Genomic DNA, 15,757 nt, shown 5'->3' with positions numbered 1-15,757 from the left:
GAGCTGAAGGAACGGATGAGACCCGTCCGGCGGGGCGGGCAAGAGGGGAACGGATGAGTACGGCTCAGCTGGAGGAGCACAGGCGGGAGTCCACCGCGGCCCGGGGCGCGCCGGCCCGCGCCGCCCATCTGCCGGGTGCGGCGGGCGCGGCGGGCGGGGAGCCGCGCGCCGGAATCCTGGACGCGTCCGAGGGGCGGCGGCTGACCATGGCGCACCAGCTGCTGGGGGAGCCCGCGCGGGCGCTGGAGGTCCACCGGCGCACCGAGTTCACCGGCGCCGCGAGCCCGGACGAGATCACCGCCCTGGCGTGGGCCGCCGCCGCGTACTGCGCGCACGGTGAACTCCGCCGGGCGCAGGCGTCGGTGGGCCGCGCCGTCCGGGCGCTCGCCCACTGTGCCGACCCGGGCGCGCAGGCGGTCACCCACGCGGTGGCCGCCGTGGTGGCGGCCTGCGACGGGCGGGGGGCGGTGGCCGAACACCACCGGGAGCTGGCGGAGGAGGCGGCGTGCGGGGTGGGGGACCCCGCGCTCGTCCTGCTGGTACGCACGTGTGCCGCGCAGGAGCGGATCGAGCTGGGCCAGGCCCGCCGCGTCCTCGCCGGGCTCGACACGGCGCTCAGCGCGCTCGGCCCGGACGAGGGACGGGCCGAGCTGCCGGAGCTCCTGCCCGCCGCCGGGTGCCTGCGCGGCTCGGCGCACCTGGCGCTCGGTGAACTCGACTACGCGGCCGCCGAGTTCAGCTGGGCACTGGCGCGCTACGAGCGCCTCGGTGAGGCCACCGGGCACGCGGGGCTCGGTGCCCGCGCGCTGCTCGGGCTCGGCGACGTGCACCGCGAGCGCGGCACTCTCGGTCCCGCGCGAGCCGCCTACCAGGAGGCGGTCGTACGCAGCGAGCAGTGCGGCGACCGCCAGGTCCTGGCGGCGGCGCTGACCGGGCTCGCCCTGGCGCGCGGCGCCGAGGAGCCGTGCGCGGCGGCCCTGCTGGCCCGGCGCGCGGTCGGCCAGTGCGCGGGCCGGACCCGGATCCGTGCGCTGATCGCGGCGGGCTGGGTGGCGCTCGCCGACGAACGGCCGGAAATCGCGGCCGAGGCGGCCCGCCAGGCGGCGGGCGAACCCGGCGCCCAGGCATGCCGCCCGGTCTTCGCAGAGCTCCTGGAGCTGGAGGCGATGTGCACCCGCGAACCCTGCGTACGCGAGCGGCTCCTCGAAGACGCCCAGGCGATGTGGACCGCCGCACGCCGGCCCGTGGCCGTGGCCCGGGTGTCCGCCGCCCGCGCCCTGCTCTCCGGCGCCGGCGGGCCGCAGCTGCGTGAAGCGGTCGGGAGGCTGCGGCAGTTGGGCGTGCGCGAACGTGCGGCGGACGCGGCGGGGCTGCTGAACCGGGCGACCGCGCCGCTGCGCCCCTCGGCGGCCGTACGGGTCCTCGGCGGCTTCCGGGTCCTGCGCGACGGCAACCCGGTCGGACCCGAGGAGTGGCAGTCGAAGAAGGCCCGCGACCTGCTCAAACTCCTGGTCGCCCGGCGCGGGTTGCCGACGCCGAGGGAGGTCGTGGTGGAGGCGCTGTGGCCCGGGGAGGACCCGGCCCGGTGCGCCAACCGGCTCTCGGTGGCGCTGTCGATCCTGCGCCTGGTGCTCGACCCGGAACGCCGCCTCGCGCAGGACCACTTCATCGCGGCGGACAAGCACGTCATCGGCATCGCCCGGCTCCGCGTCGACGTCCGGGACTTCCTGGCCGCCGCCCGCCACGCCCTGGCGCTCGCCGACCGCTCCGGCTCGCACGCCTACGCCGCGCTGGCGGACGCGGAACTGCTCTACCGGGGAGACGTCCTGGAGGACGAGCCGTACGCCGAGTGGGCGGTCGCCCTGCGCGAGGAGGCCCAGGCCGTCCACTCGGAGCTGCTCGCCCGGCTCGCCACGGCGGCGGCCGAGCGCGGCGACCACCACGCCGAGGTCCACTTCCGGCTGCGCCTGCTGGAGCGCGACCCGTACGACGAGGACACCCATCTCGCCCTGATCGCCCTGCTCGCGGAGGCGGGCCGGCACGGCGAGGCCCGGCGCCGCCATCTGCTCTACGTCGAGCGGATGGCGGAGATCGACGTGGAGCCCTCCCCGCTCCCGCGCCCGGACCGGCGTGCCCGGGGCCCCGCCCGCCCGGCTCAGCGCGGCCGGGACTGATACAGCCGGGCGTGATAGCGGCCCGCACTCTCCAGACCGGCCGGGTCGTGGCCCGCGAGAACGACCTGCCCGATCGCGGAGTCGCGCTCGGCCGGGCCGGTGAACAGCCGCTGCGGGTAGGCCCGCGAGGCGTCCGACACGGTGACCAGACCGTGTGCGGCGAGCGCCGAACTCACCGGCGCGTACGAGACGGTGCGCAGGGCGAACGCGCTCACCCACACCGGCAGCCGCGCACACCCCAGCAGCGCCTCGAAGGTGCGGTGGCTGACATAGCCGATGCCTCCGGTGACCGTGATCAGACCGGTGCGCGCCACGGCCGCGCGCAGCGGCTCGCTCGGCGGGGCCAGCTCCAGGTTCTCCGCGTACGCCTCGTCGAGCAGCCCGACCGCGAGCGCGTAGCCCACGGCGCGCTGCGCCGCGTCCAGACCGACGACCGGGCTCGCGTCGGCCCGGCGCCGGGAAGCGTAGAACGCCCGGTCGTACGCGATGAGCTCGGCCGTCGAGAGCTCGGCCACCTCGGGGCTGGTGTAGTGCGCGTACAGCTCGGCGAGGGTGAGGTGGTGGTTGAGGAGCGCCGCGTTGATCCCGTACGAGCAGCACAGGTCGAGCACCGTGACCGCGCCGCCCGGACCGCAGGCCGCGGCCCGGGCGGCCCGGTCGTGCCGGAAGACCTCCTGGGCGTGATGCGGAATCTCGTACTCGAGCGGAGCGAGCCGGCGGAAGTAGGCGCGGGGGTCGGGTGCGTCGTAGATCTCGTCGAAGCGCGCCTTGCCCGGCGACGCATGGCTGAGTCCTCGGCTCATGGGGCGTACCTCCGCAGGCAGGGGGCGGGTGTTGCGCGCATGAACCTCTATCGGACTCCTGGAGTGCGTCGGTAGACCGCCCGGTCCGAACAGGCCACCGGAGAACGAGCGATGAGCGGACGGACGTAGGGTGTGATCATCATGAGTCTCTATGCCATCAGTGACCTGCATGTCGGCCATGCGGAGAACCGCGCGATCGTGGACGGGCTGCGGCCGGACTCGTCCGAGGACTGGCTGATGGTCGCCGGGGACGTGGGGGAGAAGGCGGACGACGTGCTCCGGACGATGGAGCAGCTCGCCGGCCGGTTCGCCACCGTCGTCTGGGCGCCCGGCAACCATGAGCTGTGGACACCGCCCGCCGATCCGGTCCAGCTGCGCGGCCAGGCCCGCTACGAGTATCTGGTCCAGCGGCTGCGCGACCTCGGGGTGGCGACCCCGGAGGACCCCTACCGCCAGTGGCCGGGCCCGGACGGGCCGGTCGTCGTGGCGCCCCTCTTCGTGCTGTACGACTACACGTTCCGCCCCAAGGGCGCGCACACCAAGGAAGAGGCGCTGGCCGTCGCCCACGGCACCGGCGTGGTGTGCATGGACGAGTATCTGCTCCACCCGGACCCGTACCCCAGTCGCGACGCGTGGTGCCGGGCGCGGCTCGCGTACACCCGCTCGCGGCTGGACGCCGTCGACCCGGCGCTGCCGACGGTGCTGGTCAACCACTTCCCGCTGGTGCGCGAACCCACCCGGGTCCTGCGCCACCCGGAGTTCGCCCAGTGGTGCGGCACCGAGGCCACCGCCGACTGGCACGTGCGCTACCGGGCCGCCGCCGTCGTCTACGGACATCTGCACATCCCGCGCGCCATCGACGCCGACGGAGTGCCGCACCTGGAGGTGTCGCTCGGCTATCCCCGCGAGTGGGGCAGCCGCTCGGCGCCGCCGCAGGGACTCTGCCGGATCCTGCCCGAGCCGGCCTCGGTGATCCGATGGTGACCCGCGCGCTGCTCCAGGGGCTGCTCCCGGCGCAGGTGGTCGTGGCGGAGCTGTTCGCCGACCCGCCGTCGCTCGAGCTGTTCCCGCAGGAGGCCGAGCTGGTGGCGAAGTCGGTGGACAAGCGGAGGCGGGAATTCGCCACCGTACGGCTGTGCGCGCGCACCGCGCTCGCCCGGCTCGGGCACGCGCCCGGCCCGATCCTGCCCACCGGGGAGGGCCCGGCCTGGGCCCAGCGCGCCCCGCGCTGGCCCGTCGGCGTCGTCGGGAGCATGACGCACTGCGACGGCTACCGGGCGGCGGCCGTCGCCTCCGCCTCGGCCATCGCCTCGGTCGGCGTGGACGCCGAGCCCAACTCACCGGTCCCCGAGGGGGTACGGGAGATGGTCACCCGGCCCGAGGAGCGCGGCGTCCTGGACCGGCTGGCCGCCTCGCATCCGGCCGTGTCCTGGGACCGTCTGCTGTTCAGCGCCAAGGAGAGCGTCTTCAAGGCGTGGTTCCCGCTGACCGGCCGCTGGCTGGACTTCGGTGACTGCGTCATCACCCCCGACCCCGAAAGCGGCACTTTCACCGGTGCGTTGCAGGTGCCGGGCCCGGTGGTCGATGGTGTCCGGGTGGACGTGTTCAGGGGGCGGTGGCGCACGGCGGAAGGCGAGAACGGGGGCCTGGTGGCCACCAGCGTGGTCGTGGGGCGGCAGCGCGACGCGGGTTGAGCACGGCGGGCGCGCGTCCGACCGGTCGTGGGTTTCTCAGGCGCGCAGCGCGTGGAGCAGGCGGTGCGGGCGGCTCAGAGCCACCGTGACCGGGTCGTCGTCCTCGCCGGCCGGGCCCAGTCCGGGCCCGGGTGTGACCAGGATGTCCCGCACCTCGACGGCCGCGTCGCAGCGCGTGCACCGCCCGTCGGCGGCGATCGGCGCGTCGTCGGCGGCGTGCCGGAAGATCCGGCGCGGGCCGCCCTTCGCGTAGTGCTCGTCGCCCCAGCCGGTGAGCGCCCGCACCACCGGCCACAGCGACACGCCCTTGGGGGTCAGCTCGTACACCTCGCGCCGCCCGGCGCCCGGCACCCTGGCGAGGACGCCCTCCTCGGTGAGGGTGGTGAGCCGGGCGGTGAGGACGGCGCGCGGGACCCCGAGGTGCGCCGCGAAGTCGCCGAAGCGGCGCACCCCGTGGAACGCGTCCCGGACGATCAGCAGCGTCCAGCGCTCGCCGACGATCTCCAGTGAACGGGCCAGGGAACAGGGCTGGTTGCTGTAGTCGCGGGGCAGCGTCACGGGCCGACCCTAACCCGGAACAGTTCGGTGAGTGAACCAAAATCTTGAAGGTCCTTCACACCGCGATTACCTTGGTGTGGACCCCCGTGTGCGGCCCGTGTTCGACCTGGTGCACGATCTGGGGGTGGGTGGGGAGCTACGCGCCGAATGTCACGGCTGCCTGGCGCTGCAGCGTGAGGGGTTGATCAAGCAGTGTTCCGAGTTGCCGACGGCCGTCGTGACGGGGCCGAGGGTGGCCACGGCGGGGCGGTCGAGGGGGTCGGCGCGGCGGTCGAGCCGCCTTTGGGTACCGGCGAGGAGCGCCGGAGAGGGACCGACCTGCTGCTGCGTCTGGTCCGGTTCGTCGTACGCACTCTCCAGGGCGAGTTCCACGGCATCGTCGTCGACCCCGTACGGCAGCTGATCCACCGGGGGCTGCGCGGGCTCTTCCTCGGGGTGCTCGCCTGTGTGGCGGTGATCGTCTTCCACGCCATCCACCTGACGCGGGCGGGCGCGGTGGTGGTCCGGCTGACCGGCGAGGTCAAGGCCGATCTGCCGCTGTGGCTGGCGCTGTTGCGCACCCCCATCTCGCTCTTCGTCCCGGCCCTCGACCTGCCGGTCTGGGCGGGCCTCACCCAGCTGTTCCTGGGCTTCGCGCTCGCCGAACTCGCGCTCGGCCGGACCCGGACGCTGGTGATCGCGTACGTCACGACGCTCGCCGGGACGCTCAGCGCGCGCGTCATGATCGCGCTCGGCCCCGGCACCTGGGGCGGTCTCGGGCTGCCGCCGGAGATCGGACAGGTGCTGGACACGGGGCCTTCCGCGGCCGTGGTCGGGCTGTTCACGTATCTCTCGGTGGTCCGGCGGGCCCCGATCGTGTTCGCGCTGACCGGCGGTTCCATGCTGTTCGAGGCGACGGTGAAGCCCAATCTGGCCGGCCGTGAGCATCTGATAGCGGTGGGCATGGCGATCGTGCTCGGTCTGCTGCACGGACGCGTCGACCTGGGCCCGGCCGCGCTGCGCCGCAGGTGGTCGCGGTGGCGCAACCGGCGCGCGATGGCGACCGCCGAGGCCACGGTCTAAGGGATTTCTACACAGAACGCCCAAAACTTCTGTAGACATCGGATAACGGTTAAATCTACGCATAAAGGCCAGATAAGAGCACACTGGAATCGCGACCGGATGTCGCATCGGGGCCACAAGACTTGCAGGCATCAGAAGGAGGCGAGTCACATGGCCGACGTCTCTCACCGACCAGGTGACATATCCGGGCACCCCGACGTATCGGAGATGCGGGACAGATACGCGGCGATGCTGGAGACCCGAGGGGTCGCGGCGGTCGAGGAACTCGTGATCCTCGCCGGAATCTACGCGGCGATCTCCGGCTGGACCGTGCACTTCTCCGGCGCGCTCCCGACGCTCGCCCTGACCAACCTGATCGTCGGCATCGCTCTCGCGGTGATGGGCCTGTGCATGTCCATCGTCCCGGAGCGGTCGCAGGACCTGAACTTCGTGGCCCTGCTGTTGGGCGCCTGGCTGATCGTCGCTCCGTGGGTGGTCGCCCGCCACCCCGGCACCGGAGCAATCCTGAGCAACGTCATCACCGGCGGTGCGGTGTGTCTGTTCGCGCTGGTCGCGGGCGGCATGCTGATGAGCAAGAACAGAAGGGGCAGGGCCACCTGATCCAGGGCGGCTGCCCGCACAGCCGCCCGCCCCAGGGCCCCCGCCCGCGCGAGCCGCGGCCGGGGGCCCGCGGCTGTCCACCCGCGGGGCAGTTTTCCGTATCGGCTGATCGTCGCCGGACCCGGCGCGGGACGGGCATCAACTCCCCTGGCGCGCAAAGACACTGAGGGTACGGGGCGATGTGAGCGAGATCCGGACGCTCGCCATATCGTGGACGCATGTCTACTGCCGAGTTGATCCGGATCGTCTCGCGCGACTCGCCCATGGCGCTCGCGCAAGTGGAACGCGTACGCGCCGAACTCGCGGCCCTCCACCCCGAGGTCGCCACCGAGGTCGTCCCGGTCAAGACGACCGGCGACAAGTGGATGGGCGACCTCTCGCTGGTCGAGGGGAAGGGCGCGTTCACCAAGGAGGTGGACGCCGCGCTGCTCGCGGGCGAGGCCGACCTCGCGGTGCACTGTGTGAAGGACGTGCCCGCCGACCGCCCACTGCCCGCCGGAACCGTCTTCGCCGCCTTCCTCAAGCGCGACGACATCCGCGACGCCCTGATCCACCCCGGCGGTCTCACCCTCGACGAACTGCCCGACGGCACCCGGATCGGCACCTCCTCCGTCCGCCGCATCGCCCAACTGGCCGCCTCCCACCCGCAGCTGCGCTGTGTCCCGATGCGCGGCAACGCCAACCGCCGTCTGGAGAAGCTGGCCGCGGGCGACGCCGACGCCCTGCTGCTCGCCGTCTCGGGCCTGGAGCGCATCGGCCGTACGGACGTGATCACCGAGGTCCTCTCCCCGGAGGTGATGTGCCCGCCCATCGGCGCGGGCATCCTGGCCCTGCAGTGCCGCGAGGGCGACCGCGAGCTGATCGACCTGGTGAGCGACCTGGGCGACCCCGACGCCCACCGCGAGGCCACGGCCGAGCGGATGTTCCTGCACGTGCTCCAGGGCCACTGCAACAGCCCGATCGCCGGATACGCCAGGGCCGCCCGCAACGGCGATCTCTCCCTGCGGGCCTGTGTGTTCACCCCCGACGGCAAGACGGTCCTCAACGCCCACGAGTGGGCGGGCCCGCTCGACCCGGCCACGCTCGGCACCTCGGTCGCGGTCACCCTGCTGCGGCAGGGAGCCCGCGAGCTGATCGACTCGATCGCCCACTGAGCCCGTACCGGCCCGGATACCTAAGCCTTTCGGCGGAGGAGAAGCGCGACCGCAGACCGATCCGCCGAAGATCGCTCCGCGACTACCATGGCGCTCGCTCGCCGGCTTCGTCGTCGATGCCCAGTCCATCGGCGAAGCCGGCGAGAGCGTAGGTTCAGTAGGACAGGAAAGCGACTGGACCGGAGGACGTCAGCACATGCTCAGCAGCCGTACCGATGAGGTCGAATCGTTGATGGCACGGTTCCCCGGAGTGCCCCGGGAAGCCGTGATCAAGGAGGATCTGCTGCGCGGAGGGCTGGCCTTCGACGACACGGCCCTCAGCGACAACGAGTCCGGAGAGGTCAAGCCGAAGTCGTACTTCATCTTCTCGTTCGACCACCGCACCCTCCCGGAGCTGGGCGCCGCCGCGCTGCGCCGCCCGCCGGAGGAGATCGTCCTGACCGGAGGCCCGTACGAGCTGCGCCGCACCGTCGTGTCGGTACGGGTCAACCCGGCGTCCCCGTACCGGGTCGCCGCCGACGACCACGGCATGCTCGGCCTGTACCTGGACGGCAAGCGGATCTCGGACGTGGGGCTGCCGCCGATGCCGGAGTACTACCGGCACAAGCTGTCGAACGGCAAGTCCGTGATGGAGGTGGCCCCGACGATCCAGTGGGGCTATCTGATCTACCTGACCGTCTTCCGGGTCTGCCAGTACTTCGGCGCCAAGCAGGAGTGCCAGTACTGCGACATCAACCACAACTGGCGCCAGCACAAGGCGGCCGGGCGTCCCTACACCGGCGTCAAGCCGGTCGAGGAGATCCTCGAAGCGCTGGAGATCATCGACCGGTACGACACCGCCAAGGCGTCCACCGCGTACACCCTCACCGGCGGCGCGATCACCTCGCACGTCGGCGGGCGCGACGAGGCCGACTTCTACGGGATGTACGCCAAGGCGATCGAGGAGCGCTTCCCCGGCCGCTGGACCGGCAAGGTGGTCGCCCAGGCGCTGCCCAAGGAGGACGTGCAGCGCTTCCACGACTACGGAGTGCGGATCTACCACCCCAACTACGAGGTCTGGGACCGGCGGCTGTTCGAGCTGTACTGCCCGGGCAAGGAGGAGTACGTCGGCCGGGACGAGTGGCACCGGCGCATCCTCGACTCGGCGGAGATCTTCGGCCCGCGCAATGTGATCCCGAACTTCGTCGCGGGCGTGGAGATGGCCGAGCCCTTCGGCTTCACCACGGTCGACGAGGCGATCGGCTCGACGGTCGAGGGCCTGCGGTTCTTCATGTCGCGCGGCATCACCCCGCGCTTCACCACCTGGTGCCCCGAGCCGACCACGCCGCTGGGCAAGGCCAACCCGCAGGGCGCGCCGCTGGAGTACCACATCCGCCTGCTCGAGGCGTACCGGGCGACGATGGACGAGTACGGTCTGACCTCGCCGCCCGGATACGGGCCGGCGGGGCCGGGGAACGCGGTGTTCTCGGTGAGCTCCTTCATGGACAGCCTGTCGGTCTGAGGCAGCTCCAGACATGGTTTACAATTCATCTATACGCGGGCCGCGCTGAACCGCCCGCCCATGTACGAGCCCCGGCAGGTCTCCCCCGTCCTGCCGGGGCTCTTTTCCTTGCCCTGACCGGCCAGGACGGGCCGAGGTCGGCCGCGTCGTGCGGCCTGTGTTGCGCGTTCACCCGGATGGGGTCACGCTGATTGCGTTCGCTCTGTATCTGAGTGACTACTTTCCGCTTTCTCGGGGCTGTCATTGTCGAAGCGGCAGCCGGTCCGCCGGCCGTCCTGATGAGGAGCGCAGTCGTGGGCGTGGTCGTGGAAGTGAACCGTCAGTACACCCTGGATCTCGAGGCCGCCCCCGAGCGGGTGCCGCAGATCCGCCGGATAGTCGCCGCACACCTTCGGTACTGGAAGCTCGAGTGCCTGATCCAGCCGGTCAGCCTCGGCGTGTGCGAGCTGCTCACCAACGTCTTCCGGCACGCCGAGGGCGACAAGCGCTGCACACTCGAACTGCGGTGGACGGGGCGGCGCCTGACCGCGGCCGTCCTCGACCGCGACCCCCGGCTGCCCGTCCTGGGCGGCGGCGAGCCGCTCGAGGCCCGTGGCCGGGGCCTGGCCATGGTGGCCTCGCTCAGCGACAGCTGGGGCACCCACCCCACGGCCGACGGCAAGGTCGTCTGGTTCACGGTGCGGGCCGAGGCGCCCGACGCGCAGGGCCTGGTCCGCCGGCGTCCCCCGCGGGCGCTGCCCGTGGCGAAGCGCCCGCCCGTCGCGGTGGCGCCGCTCGCCACGCTGGAGCCGGCGCGCCTGTAGCGGGTGGACGACAGGAGGGGGATACGGCCCGGGCGCCCTGTTTCACGGCACTTCGCGCAGGAACAGGGCGCCGCAGGTGTGACAGAACGGCCGCGCCCGCTCGGTGCCCCAGGCGTCGGCGGGCAACTGCTCCTGGGTCATGTCGAGTTCACGCCCGCACATGGACACGCTCTGGCCGGCGCGGACCATGTGCCACTCCTTGAGCGTGCTGCCGCCGGGCTCGGTCATCTCGGCGAAGATGCGGTGTTCCATCGTGTGCTGCTCCTTCGTGTGGGCCCGTGGGCGCCGGGCGGGCCGGGGCGGCGAGCGCGGCACCGTCACCACTCTGACGCCCGCCCCGCGTGCGCGCACGTCCGGCGGGCCCGGGGAGCGCAGGTCGGGGGCCAGATGGTGGCCCACGGATGAAATCAAATCGAAACCTTACTATTCAAGATTCAATGTTCTCGTTGCTTTAGAAAACAAAGTAGAGGCGGCTTTGCGCCTTCTTCTCTACGGGCGTCCATCAGCCCGTCCGACCGTTCGGATGGCTGTGGCCTGCAACTTCGTGCGATCGCCCGGTGCCGGAGGGTGACCGGATTTGTATACGGCGGTCTGCGGCACCCCCGGGACTGGACAAGACTCGGGCTCGTTCCTCGGTCCCCGAACAACAGTCCCTGAATGACAGGAGTGTTTGATATGCGTAAGACGCTTGGGCGTACGACTCTGGTGGCCGCGCTGGCGCTCGCCGGTGCCGCGGTTGCCGTACCGGGTGCGGCCGGCGCCGATCAGCACGACACCCGGGGTGCCGCCATGAGCCTCTACCCGCCGTCCGCGCTCGTGCTGACCGTGGCGCCGGGCACGGGCGACGACGGTGCGTCCGTCCAGCGCGCGGTGACGCTCGCCTGCGCGCCCACCCCCTCCGGTACGCACCCGGCCGCCAAGCAGGCCTGCGCGGAACTCAGTCACAACCAGGGGAACTTCGCCGCGATAACGGCGGGCCCCCCGGCCGGTGTGATGTGTACCAAGGAGTGGAAGCCGGTCACCGTCACGGCCGACGGCGTCTGGGACGGCCAGCGCGTCTCCTACCGCTACACCTTCGGCAATCCCTGCATCAAGCAGGCGAGCCAGGGCGTCGTGTTCAACTTCTGACCGACGAGCACGCTTCGTCGCCGCGCGACAGCGGGAAACGGCGGGGCACCCCCGAGTGGGGGTGCCCCGCCGCCGCGCTGCGCGGCCCCGTACGGGAGGCGCACGGCGTGCGCGGAGTGACCGCCCGGCGGACAATGGTGGGCGGTCGGAGGTGGCGATGGATCCGGTGACGGCGTTGAGGCGGATCGCGTTCCTGCTGGAGCGCACGCGGGCCCCTACGTATCGCGTACAGGCGTTCCGCAAGGCCGCCGCCGCGGTCGAGGACATGGCGGACGGCGAGGTCGAGAAGCGGGTGGCCGCCGGGTCGCTGGAGTCCGTACGGGGGATCGGGCCGAAGACGGCGCAGGTCGTGCGCGAGGCCCTGGCGGGCGAACTGCCGCACTATCTGCGGCGGTTGGAGGAGGAAGGCGCCTCCGCTCCCCTGGTCGAGGGCGGCGAGGAGCTGCGCGCGGCCCTGCGCGGCGACTGCCATCTGCACTCCGACTGGTCCGACGGCGGCAGCCCCATCGAGGAGATGGGGTGGGCGGCGGCCGACCTCGGCCACGAGTGGGCGGTGCTCACCGACCACTCGCCCCGGCTGACCGTGGCCAACGGCCTCTCCCCGGAACGCCTGCGCGAGCAACTGGCGGTGGTGGCCGGGGCGAACGAGCGCTGGGCGCCGTTCCGGCTGCTCACCGGCATCGAGTGCGACATCCTGGACGACGGCTCGCTCGACCAGGAGGAGGAGCTCCTGGAACAGCTCGACGTCGTGGTGGTCTCGGTCCACTCCAAGCTCCGCATGGACGCCGACGCGATGACCCGGCGCATGGTCGCCGCCGTCCGCAACCCGCACGCCGACGTGCTGGGGCACTGCACCGGCCGGCTGGTCACGGGGGGCCGGGGCAAACGGCCCGAGTCGGCGTTCGACGCGGACGAGGTCTTCGCCGCCTGCGCCGAGTCGGACACCGCGGTCGAGATCAACAGCCGCCCCGAACGCCTGGATCCGCCGCGCAGGCTGCTGCGGCGCGCGGTCGACGCGGGCGTGCTGTTCTCCATCGACACCGACGCGCACGCCCCCGGCCAGCTGGACTGGCAGGTCTTCGGCTGCGCTCGGGCCGAGGAGTGCGGGGTCCCGGCCGAGCGCGTCATCACGACGTGGACCCAGGAGGAACTGCTGGCGTGGACGCGCGAGGGCAGGACACCGGCGCGGGGTTGACGCGTCGGCGGCGTCGGCGGGCCCTGCCTCGGGCCGGCCCTCTGCCGCGGCATCCGCTTCTCGGGTGAGGATGAGCCGTGGCCGTGTCCATCGGCGGTGTCGGCCGGTTGTCAGGGCGTGATCTCAACACGACGTATCGCCACAGTTCTCGCCCTCGCCGCCGGAGTCTCGGGCCTCGGCGCGTCCGCGGCGAGCGCCGCGGACCTGGCCGGAACCAAGCCCATGGACGGCTCCCCGGTAGCCGTGCTCGACGGGCTGGTGGCGCGCTCCGTCCCGGCGGACCAGCGGAGCCAGACGCCCGCGGTGAAGGCCCAGCTCAGCCAGTTGAACAAGTTGAACGACCTCAACCAGCTCCACCAGGTCACCGACTCGGTCGCGCCCATCATGGGCCTGCTGCCCGGCGTGGGCTAGGCAGGCCCGCAGGAGGGGGAAACAGGCGGGCGGAGGCCGAATATGTGTTCGCCGCCAGGGCTGAAAGGTGACTGTCCGCAGGTCGGCACGTGCCGGTAGTAATTGCTCAGCACAAGTGACCGGACGCCGACATCGTCGGCGCGTTCCCGCTGCACTGACGAGGAGACCCACGTGATACGGACCCGTTTCGCCTGTCTCGCCCTCCTGGCCGCCGCGGCCGGCGTCGCCGGGACGACCCCCGCCAACGCCGCGCCCGGTGACACGCTCAACATGTGCGCCTCGACCCTCACCCCGACCGGCTGGGTGGACACCCAGTGGTGGAACAGCGGCGGCTGCGGATCGGGCTTCAGCCCGAACAGCAAGAGGATCATGCAGCTCACCGGCTACCCGGTGGGCACGAAGGTCAACGCCTGCGCCTCCACGTACCCGCCCGCGGGCTGGACCATCACCAGCACGTACTACAACGGTGCGTGCCGCTACTCGGTGGTCCCCAGCTTCGACCCCAACGCCTGGACCATCGTCAGAACCGGCTGAGTCACGAGTACGGAACGGGTGCGGAACGGGTGCGGGCGCCCCCGTTCCGCACTGCCGCCCGCCCTGCTCCCTCTACTCGTCCCAGGCCTGCACCAGGGTGTGTTCGATGATCTTCCCGTCCTTGAGTGACGCCATCGAGGTGGCCAGCACCCGTACGCCGTCGGGGTACTCGCAGGACTCGGTGAAGGCGACCTTGTCGCCCTGGACGACACACTCCTCCAGCTTGTGCGTCATGTCGCGGCTGTAGACGTCGGTGAGCATCTTGGAGATCTCGCCCTGGCCGTGCATGACCATCGGGTGGCTCGGCTGGGTATTGCGGTCGACGACGCGGATCTCCGCGTCGTCCGCGTACAGCGACAGCAAGGCCGTCGCGTCGTGGCCCTCAATGCCGCGGCGCAGCGTCTCGGTGTCGAAGGCGGTGCCCATGATGACCTCCTTCAGAAGGTCGCGGCCCGCACTTGGTGGGCCGCGAGGGGCCTACGCTTCGAGCCTCCTCCGCCGGGACGCGGACGGCAAACCGTGCCCGGTGCGGAGCGCCCGGACGGCCGGGAAAGGGTGTCGTGCCGCACGGAAGCGGTGCTCACGGGAGATCGTTGCCCGATGGCACGGCGAGCGGCGGAGGCGGGCATGAAGAGCGACGGCACTCCGGAACTCGTCCTGGTGACCGGCGCGACGGGCTACATCGGCGGCCGGCTGGTGCCCGAGCTCCTCGACGCGGGCTATCGGGTGCGCTGTCTGGCCCGTACGCCGGGGAAGCTGCGCGACCTCGTGTGGGCCGGGCGGGTGGAGACCGTGCGCGGCGACGTGACGGACGCGGAGTCGGTCGGGGCGGCGCTGCGGGGCGTGGACGTGGCGTACTACCTGGTGCACTCGCTGAGCGCCGGGCCGGGCTTCGAGGAGACCGACCGCTCGGCCGCCCGGATCTTCGCCGAGCAGTGCGCGGCGGCCGGAGTCCGGCGGATCGTCTACCTCGGCGGCCTCACCCCCGCGGGCGTACCGCGAGAGGACCTGTCGCCGCATCTGCGCTCCCGCGCCGAGGTGGGCGCGATCCTCCTCGACTCGGCCGTACCGGCCACCGTGCTGCGCGCCGCCGTCATCATCGGCTCCGGATCGGCCTCGTTCGAAATCCTGCGCCATCTGACCGAACGGCTCCCCGTGATGATCACGCCGAGCTGGCTGGGCAACCGCGTCCAGCCGATCGCCGTACGGGACGTCCTGCGCTATCTCGTCGGGAGCGCCCGGATGCCCGCCGACGTCAACCGGACCTTCGACATCGGCGGTCCCGAGGCCTTCAGCTACGAGCAGATGATGCGCCGGTACGCGGAGGTCGCCCGGCTGCCCCACCGGCTGATCCTGCGGGTGCCGATGCTGCCGCCGAGGCTCTCCAGCGAGTGGATCGGCCTGGTCACCCCCGTCCCCGGTGTACTGGCCCGGCCGCTCGCGGAGTCGCTGCGCCACGAAGTGGTCTGCCACGAGCACGACATCGCGCGGTACGTGCCCGACCCGCCCGGCACGCCCATCGGCTTCGACGAGGCGATCGAGCTGGCCCTGCGGCGGATCAAGGAGGCCAACGTGGTCACCCGCTGGTCCTCGGCCGCGCTTCCCGGCGCCCCCAGCGACCCGCTGCCCACCGACCCCGACTGGGCGGGCGGCACCCTCTACACCGACCGCCGCGAGCGCGTCGTGGACGCTTCGCCGGAGGCGCTGTGGAAGGTCATCGAGGGCATCGGCGGGGAGAACGGCTGGTACTCCTTCCCGCTCGCCTGGGCCGTGCGCGGCTGGCTGGACCGGCTGACCGGGGGAGTGGGCCTGCGCCGGGGCCGCCGGGACGCCGCACGGCTGCGGGTGGGGGACTCGCTGGACTTCTGGCGTGTGGAGGAGATCACCCGGCCGCACCTGCTGCGGCTGCGCGCCGAGATGCGGCTGCCGGGGCTGGCCTGGCTGGAGATGTACGCGGAGCGCGAGCACGACGGCCGCACCCGCTACCGCCAGCGCGCCCTGTTCCATCCGCACGGGCTGCTCGGGCACGCGTACTGGTGGAGCGTGTCGCCGTTCCACGCCGTGGTGTTCGGAGGGATGGCGCGCAACATCACACGGGCCGCGGCACGGGTGGAAGGGGGAGCGGCCGGCTGAGGCCCGA

Annotated in this window: 17 protein-coding genes; 13 read left to right on the top strand and 4 right to left on the bottom strand. The window is 72.2% G+C overall.

Annotated features, from left to right (window positions below):
- The first annotated feature begins 53 nt into the window (after positions 1-53).
- Positions 54-2,174, top strand: a complete 2,121-nt coding sequence (locus AB0G17_RS10300) for a BTAD domain-containing putative transcriptional regulator (protein WP_361378590.1) — start codon at positions 54-56, stop codon at positions 2,172-2,174.
- Here AB0G17_RS10300 and AB0G17_RS10295 read toward each other — a convergent pair.
- Complete coding sequence (locus AB0G17_RS10295; RefSeq protein ID WP_361378587.1) at positions 2,156-2,977, bottom strand: hypothetical protein; 822 nt, start codon at positions 2,975-2,977, stop codon at positions 2,156-2,158. The genes AB0G17_RS10300 and AB0G17_RS10295 overlap by 19 nt on opposite strands.
- A gap of 141 nt (positions 2,978-3,118) precedes the next feature.
- Between AB0G17_RS10295 and AB0G17_RS10290 the strand changes: the two genes are divergently transcribed.
- Together AB0G17_RS10290 and AB0G17_RS10285 are read left to right on the top strand one after the other, a co-directional pair.
- Positions 3,119-3,961, top strand: a complete 843-nt coding sequence (locus AB0G17_RS10290) for a metallophosphoesterase (protein ID WP_361378584.1) — start codon at positions 3,119-3,121, stop codon at positions 3,959-3,961.
- Complete coding sequence (locus AB0G17_RS10285) at positions 3,955-4,671, top strand: 4'-phosphopantetheinyl transferase superfamily protein (protein ID WP_361378581.1); 717 nt, start codon at positions 3,955-3,957, stop codon at positions 4,669-4,671. Before AB0G17_RS10290 ends, AB0G17_RS10285 begins: the two co-directional genes overlap by 7 nt.
- A gap of 36 nt (positions 4,672-4,707) precedes the next feature.
- Here AB0G17_RS10285 and AB0G17_RS10280 read toward each other — a convergent pair whose 3' ends face one another.
- Positions 4,708-5,229 (bottom strand): helix-turn-helix domain-containing protein, encoded by a 522-nt coding sequence (locus tag AB0G17_RS10280; protein WP_361378578.1) that lies wholly within the window; start codon positions 5,227-5,229, stop codon positions 4,708-4,710.
- A gap of 318 nt (positions 5,230-5,547) precedes the next feature.
- Here AB0G17_RS10280 and AB0G17_RS10275 point away from each other — a divergent pair, with 318 nt between their 5' ends.
- The 5 genes from AB0G17_RS10275 (at position 5,548) to AB0G17_RS10255 (ending at position 10,349) form a co-directional block, all read left to right on the top strand.
- Positions 5,548-6,291: a hypothetical protein gene (locus AB0G17_RS10275; protein WP_361378917.1), complete on the top strand. Its 744-nt coding sequence runs from the start codon at positions 5,548-5,550 to the stop codon at positions 6,289-6,291.
- A gap of 150 nt (positions 6,292-6,441) precedes the next feature.
- Complete coding sequence (locus AB0G17_RS10270) at positions 6,442-6,891, top strand: SPW repeat protein (protein WP_361378575.1); 450 nt, start codon at positions 6,442-6,444, stop codon at positions 6,889-6,891.
- A 218-nt stretch (positions 6,892-7,109) separates the two neighbouring features.
- A complete protein-coding gene (gene hemC / locus AB0G17_RS10265; protein WP_361378572.1) occupies positions 7,110-8,045 on the top strand; it encodes a hydroxymethylbilane synthase in 936 nt (311 codons plus the stop codon).
- A gap of 196 nt (positions 8,046-8,241) precedes the next feature.
- The gene (locus AB0G17_RS10260; RefSeq protein WP_361378569.1) at positions 8,242-9,546 is read left to right on the top strand and encodes a radical SAM protein; all 1,305 of its coding nucleotides are present in this window, start codon (positions 8,242-8,244) and stop codon (positions 9,544-9,546) included.
- Positions 9,547-9,839: 293 nt separating this feature from the next.
- Positions 9,840-10,349: an ATP-binding protein gene (locus tag AB0G17_RS10255; protein WP_361378566.1), complete on the top strand. Its 510-nt coding sequence runs from the start codon at positions 9,840-9,842 to the stop codon at positions 10,347-10,349.
- Positions 10,350-10,391: 42 nt separating this feature from the next.
- Here AB0G17_RS10255 and AB0G17_RS10250 read toward each other — a convergent pair whose 3' ends face one another.
- On the bottom strand, positions 10,392-10,601 hold the full coding sequence (locus AB0G17_RS10250; protein ID WP_361378563.1) for a hypothetical protein: 210 nt from the start codon (positions 10,599-10,601) through the stop codon (positions 10,392-10,394).
- 423 nt (positions 10,602-11,024) lie between these two features.
- Between AB0G17_RS10250 and AB0G17_RS10245 the strand changes: the two genes are divergently transcribed.
- The 4 genes from AB0G17_RS10245 to AB0G17_RS10230 all read left to right on the top strand — a co-directional run bounded on the left by AB0G17_RS10245 (position 11,025) and on the right by AB0G17_RS10230 (position 13,617).
- Positions 11,025-11,477, top strand: coding sequence for a subtilase-type protease inhibitor (locus AB0G17_RS10245; protein ID WP_361378560.1), 453 nt, complete (start codon positions 11,025-11,027; stop codon positions 11,475-11,477).
- A 157-nt stretch (positions 11,478-11,634) separates the two neighbouring features.
- Positions 11,635-12,672, top strand: coding sequence for a PHP domain-containing protein (locus AB0G17_RS10240; RefSeq protein WP_361378557.1), 1,038 nt, complete (start codon positions 11,635-11,637; stop codon positions 12,670-12,672).
- A 117-nt stretch (positions 12,673-12,789) separates the two neighbouring features.
- A complete protein-coding gene (locus tag AB0G17_RS10235) occupies positions 12,790-13,083 on the top strand; it encodes a hypothetical protein (RefSeq protein WP_361378554.1) in 294 nt (97 codons plus the stop codon).
- 171 nt (positions 13,084-13,254) lie between these two features.
- Positions 13,255-13,617 (top strand): hypothetical protein, encoded by a 363-nt coding sequence (locus AB0G17_RS10230; protein WP_361378551.1) that lies wholly within the window; start codon positions 13,255-13,257, stop codon positions 13,615-13,617.
- A gap of 72 nt (positions 13,618-13,689) precedes the next feature.
- Here the strand turns inward: AB0G17_RS10230 and AB0G17_RS10225 are convergent, their stop codons facing one another.
- Positions 13,690-14,043 (bottom strand): nuclear transport factor 2 family protein, encoded by a 354-nt coding sequence (locus AB0G17_RS10225; protein WP_361378548.1) that lies wholly within the window; start codon positions 14,041-14,043, stop codon positions 13,690-13,692.
- A gap of 174 nt (positions 14,044-14,217) precedes the next feature.
- Between AB0G17_RS10225 and AB0G17_RS10220 the strand changes: the two genes are divergently transcribed.
- Complete coding sequence (locus tag AB0G17_RS10220) at positions 14,218-15,750, top strand: SDR family oxidoreductase (RefSeq protein ID WP_361378545.1); 1,533 nt, start codon at positions 14,218-14,220, stop codon at positions 15,748-15,750.
- Positions 15,751-15,757 lie beyond the last annotated feature (7 nt).

Source organism: Streptomyces sp. NPDC023838, from assembly GCF_040639555.1.
Classification (GTDB): domain Bacteria; phylum Actinomycetota; class Actinomycetes; order Streptomycetales; family Streptomycetaceae; genus Streptomyces.
The sequence above is the reverse complement of the archived record's forward strand: the minus strand, read 5'-3'. Positions and strand labels throughout refer to the sequence as shown.

Bases quoted from the DNA above. Each gene is read 5' to 3' on its own strand.
- AB0G17_RS10225 (WP_361378548.1), bottom strand. From the start codon at position 14,043: ATGGGCACCGCCTTCGACACCGAGACGCTGCGCCGCGGCATTGAGGGC.
- hemC (WP_361378572.1), top strand. From the start codon at position 7,110: ATGTCTACTGCCGAGTTGATCCGGATCGTCTCGCGCGACTCGCCCATG.
- AB0G17_RS10260 (WP_361378569.1), top strand. From the start codon at position 8,242: ATGCTCAGCAGCCGTACCGATGAGGTCGAATCGTTGATGGCACGGTTC.
- AB0G17_RS10240 (WP_361378557.1), top strand. From the start codon at position 11,635: ATGGATCCGGTGACGGCGTTGAGGCGGATCGCGTTCCTGCTGGAGCGC.
- AB0G17_RS10290 (WP_361378584.1), top strand. From the start codon at position 3,119: ATGAGTCTCTATGCCATCAGTGACCTGCATGTCGGCCATGCGGAGAAC.
- AB0G17_RS10270 (WP_361378575.1), top strand. From the start codon at position 6,442: ATGGCCGACGTCTCTCACCGACCAGGTGACATATCCGGGCACCCCGAC.
- AB0G17_RS10220 (WP_361378545.1), top strand. From the start codon at position 14,218: ATGGCACGGCGAGCGGCGGAGGCGGGCATGAAGAGCGACGGCACTCCG.
- AB0G17_RS10250 (WP_361378563.1), bottom strand. From the start codon at position 10,601: ATGGAACACCGCATCTTCGCCGAGATGACCGAGCCCGGCGGCAGCACG.
- AB0G17_RS10285 (WP_361378581.1), top strand. From the start codon at position 3,955: ATGGTGACCCGCGCGCTGCTCCAGGGGCTGCTCCCGGCGCAGGTGGTC.
- AB0G17_RS10245 (WP_361378560.1), top strand. From the start codon at position 11,025: ATGCGTAAGACGCTTGGGCGTACGACTCTGGTGGCCGCGCTGGCGCTC.
- AB0G17_RS10300 (WP_361378590.1), top strand. From the start codon at position 54: ATGAGTACGGCTCAGCTGGAGGAGCACAGGCGGGAGTCCACCGCGGCC.
- AB0G17_RS10295 (WP_361378587.1), bottom strand. From the start codon at position 2,977: ATGAGCCGAGGACTCAGCCATGCGTCGCCGGGCAAGGCGCGCTTCGAC.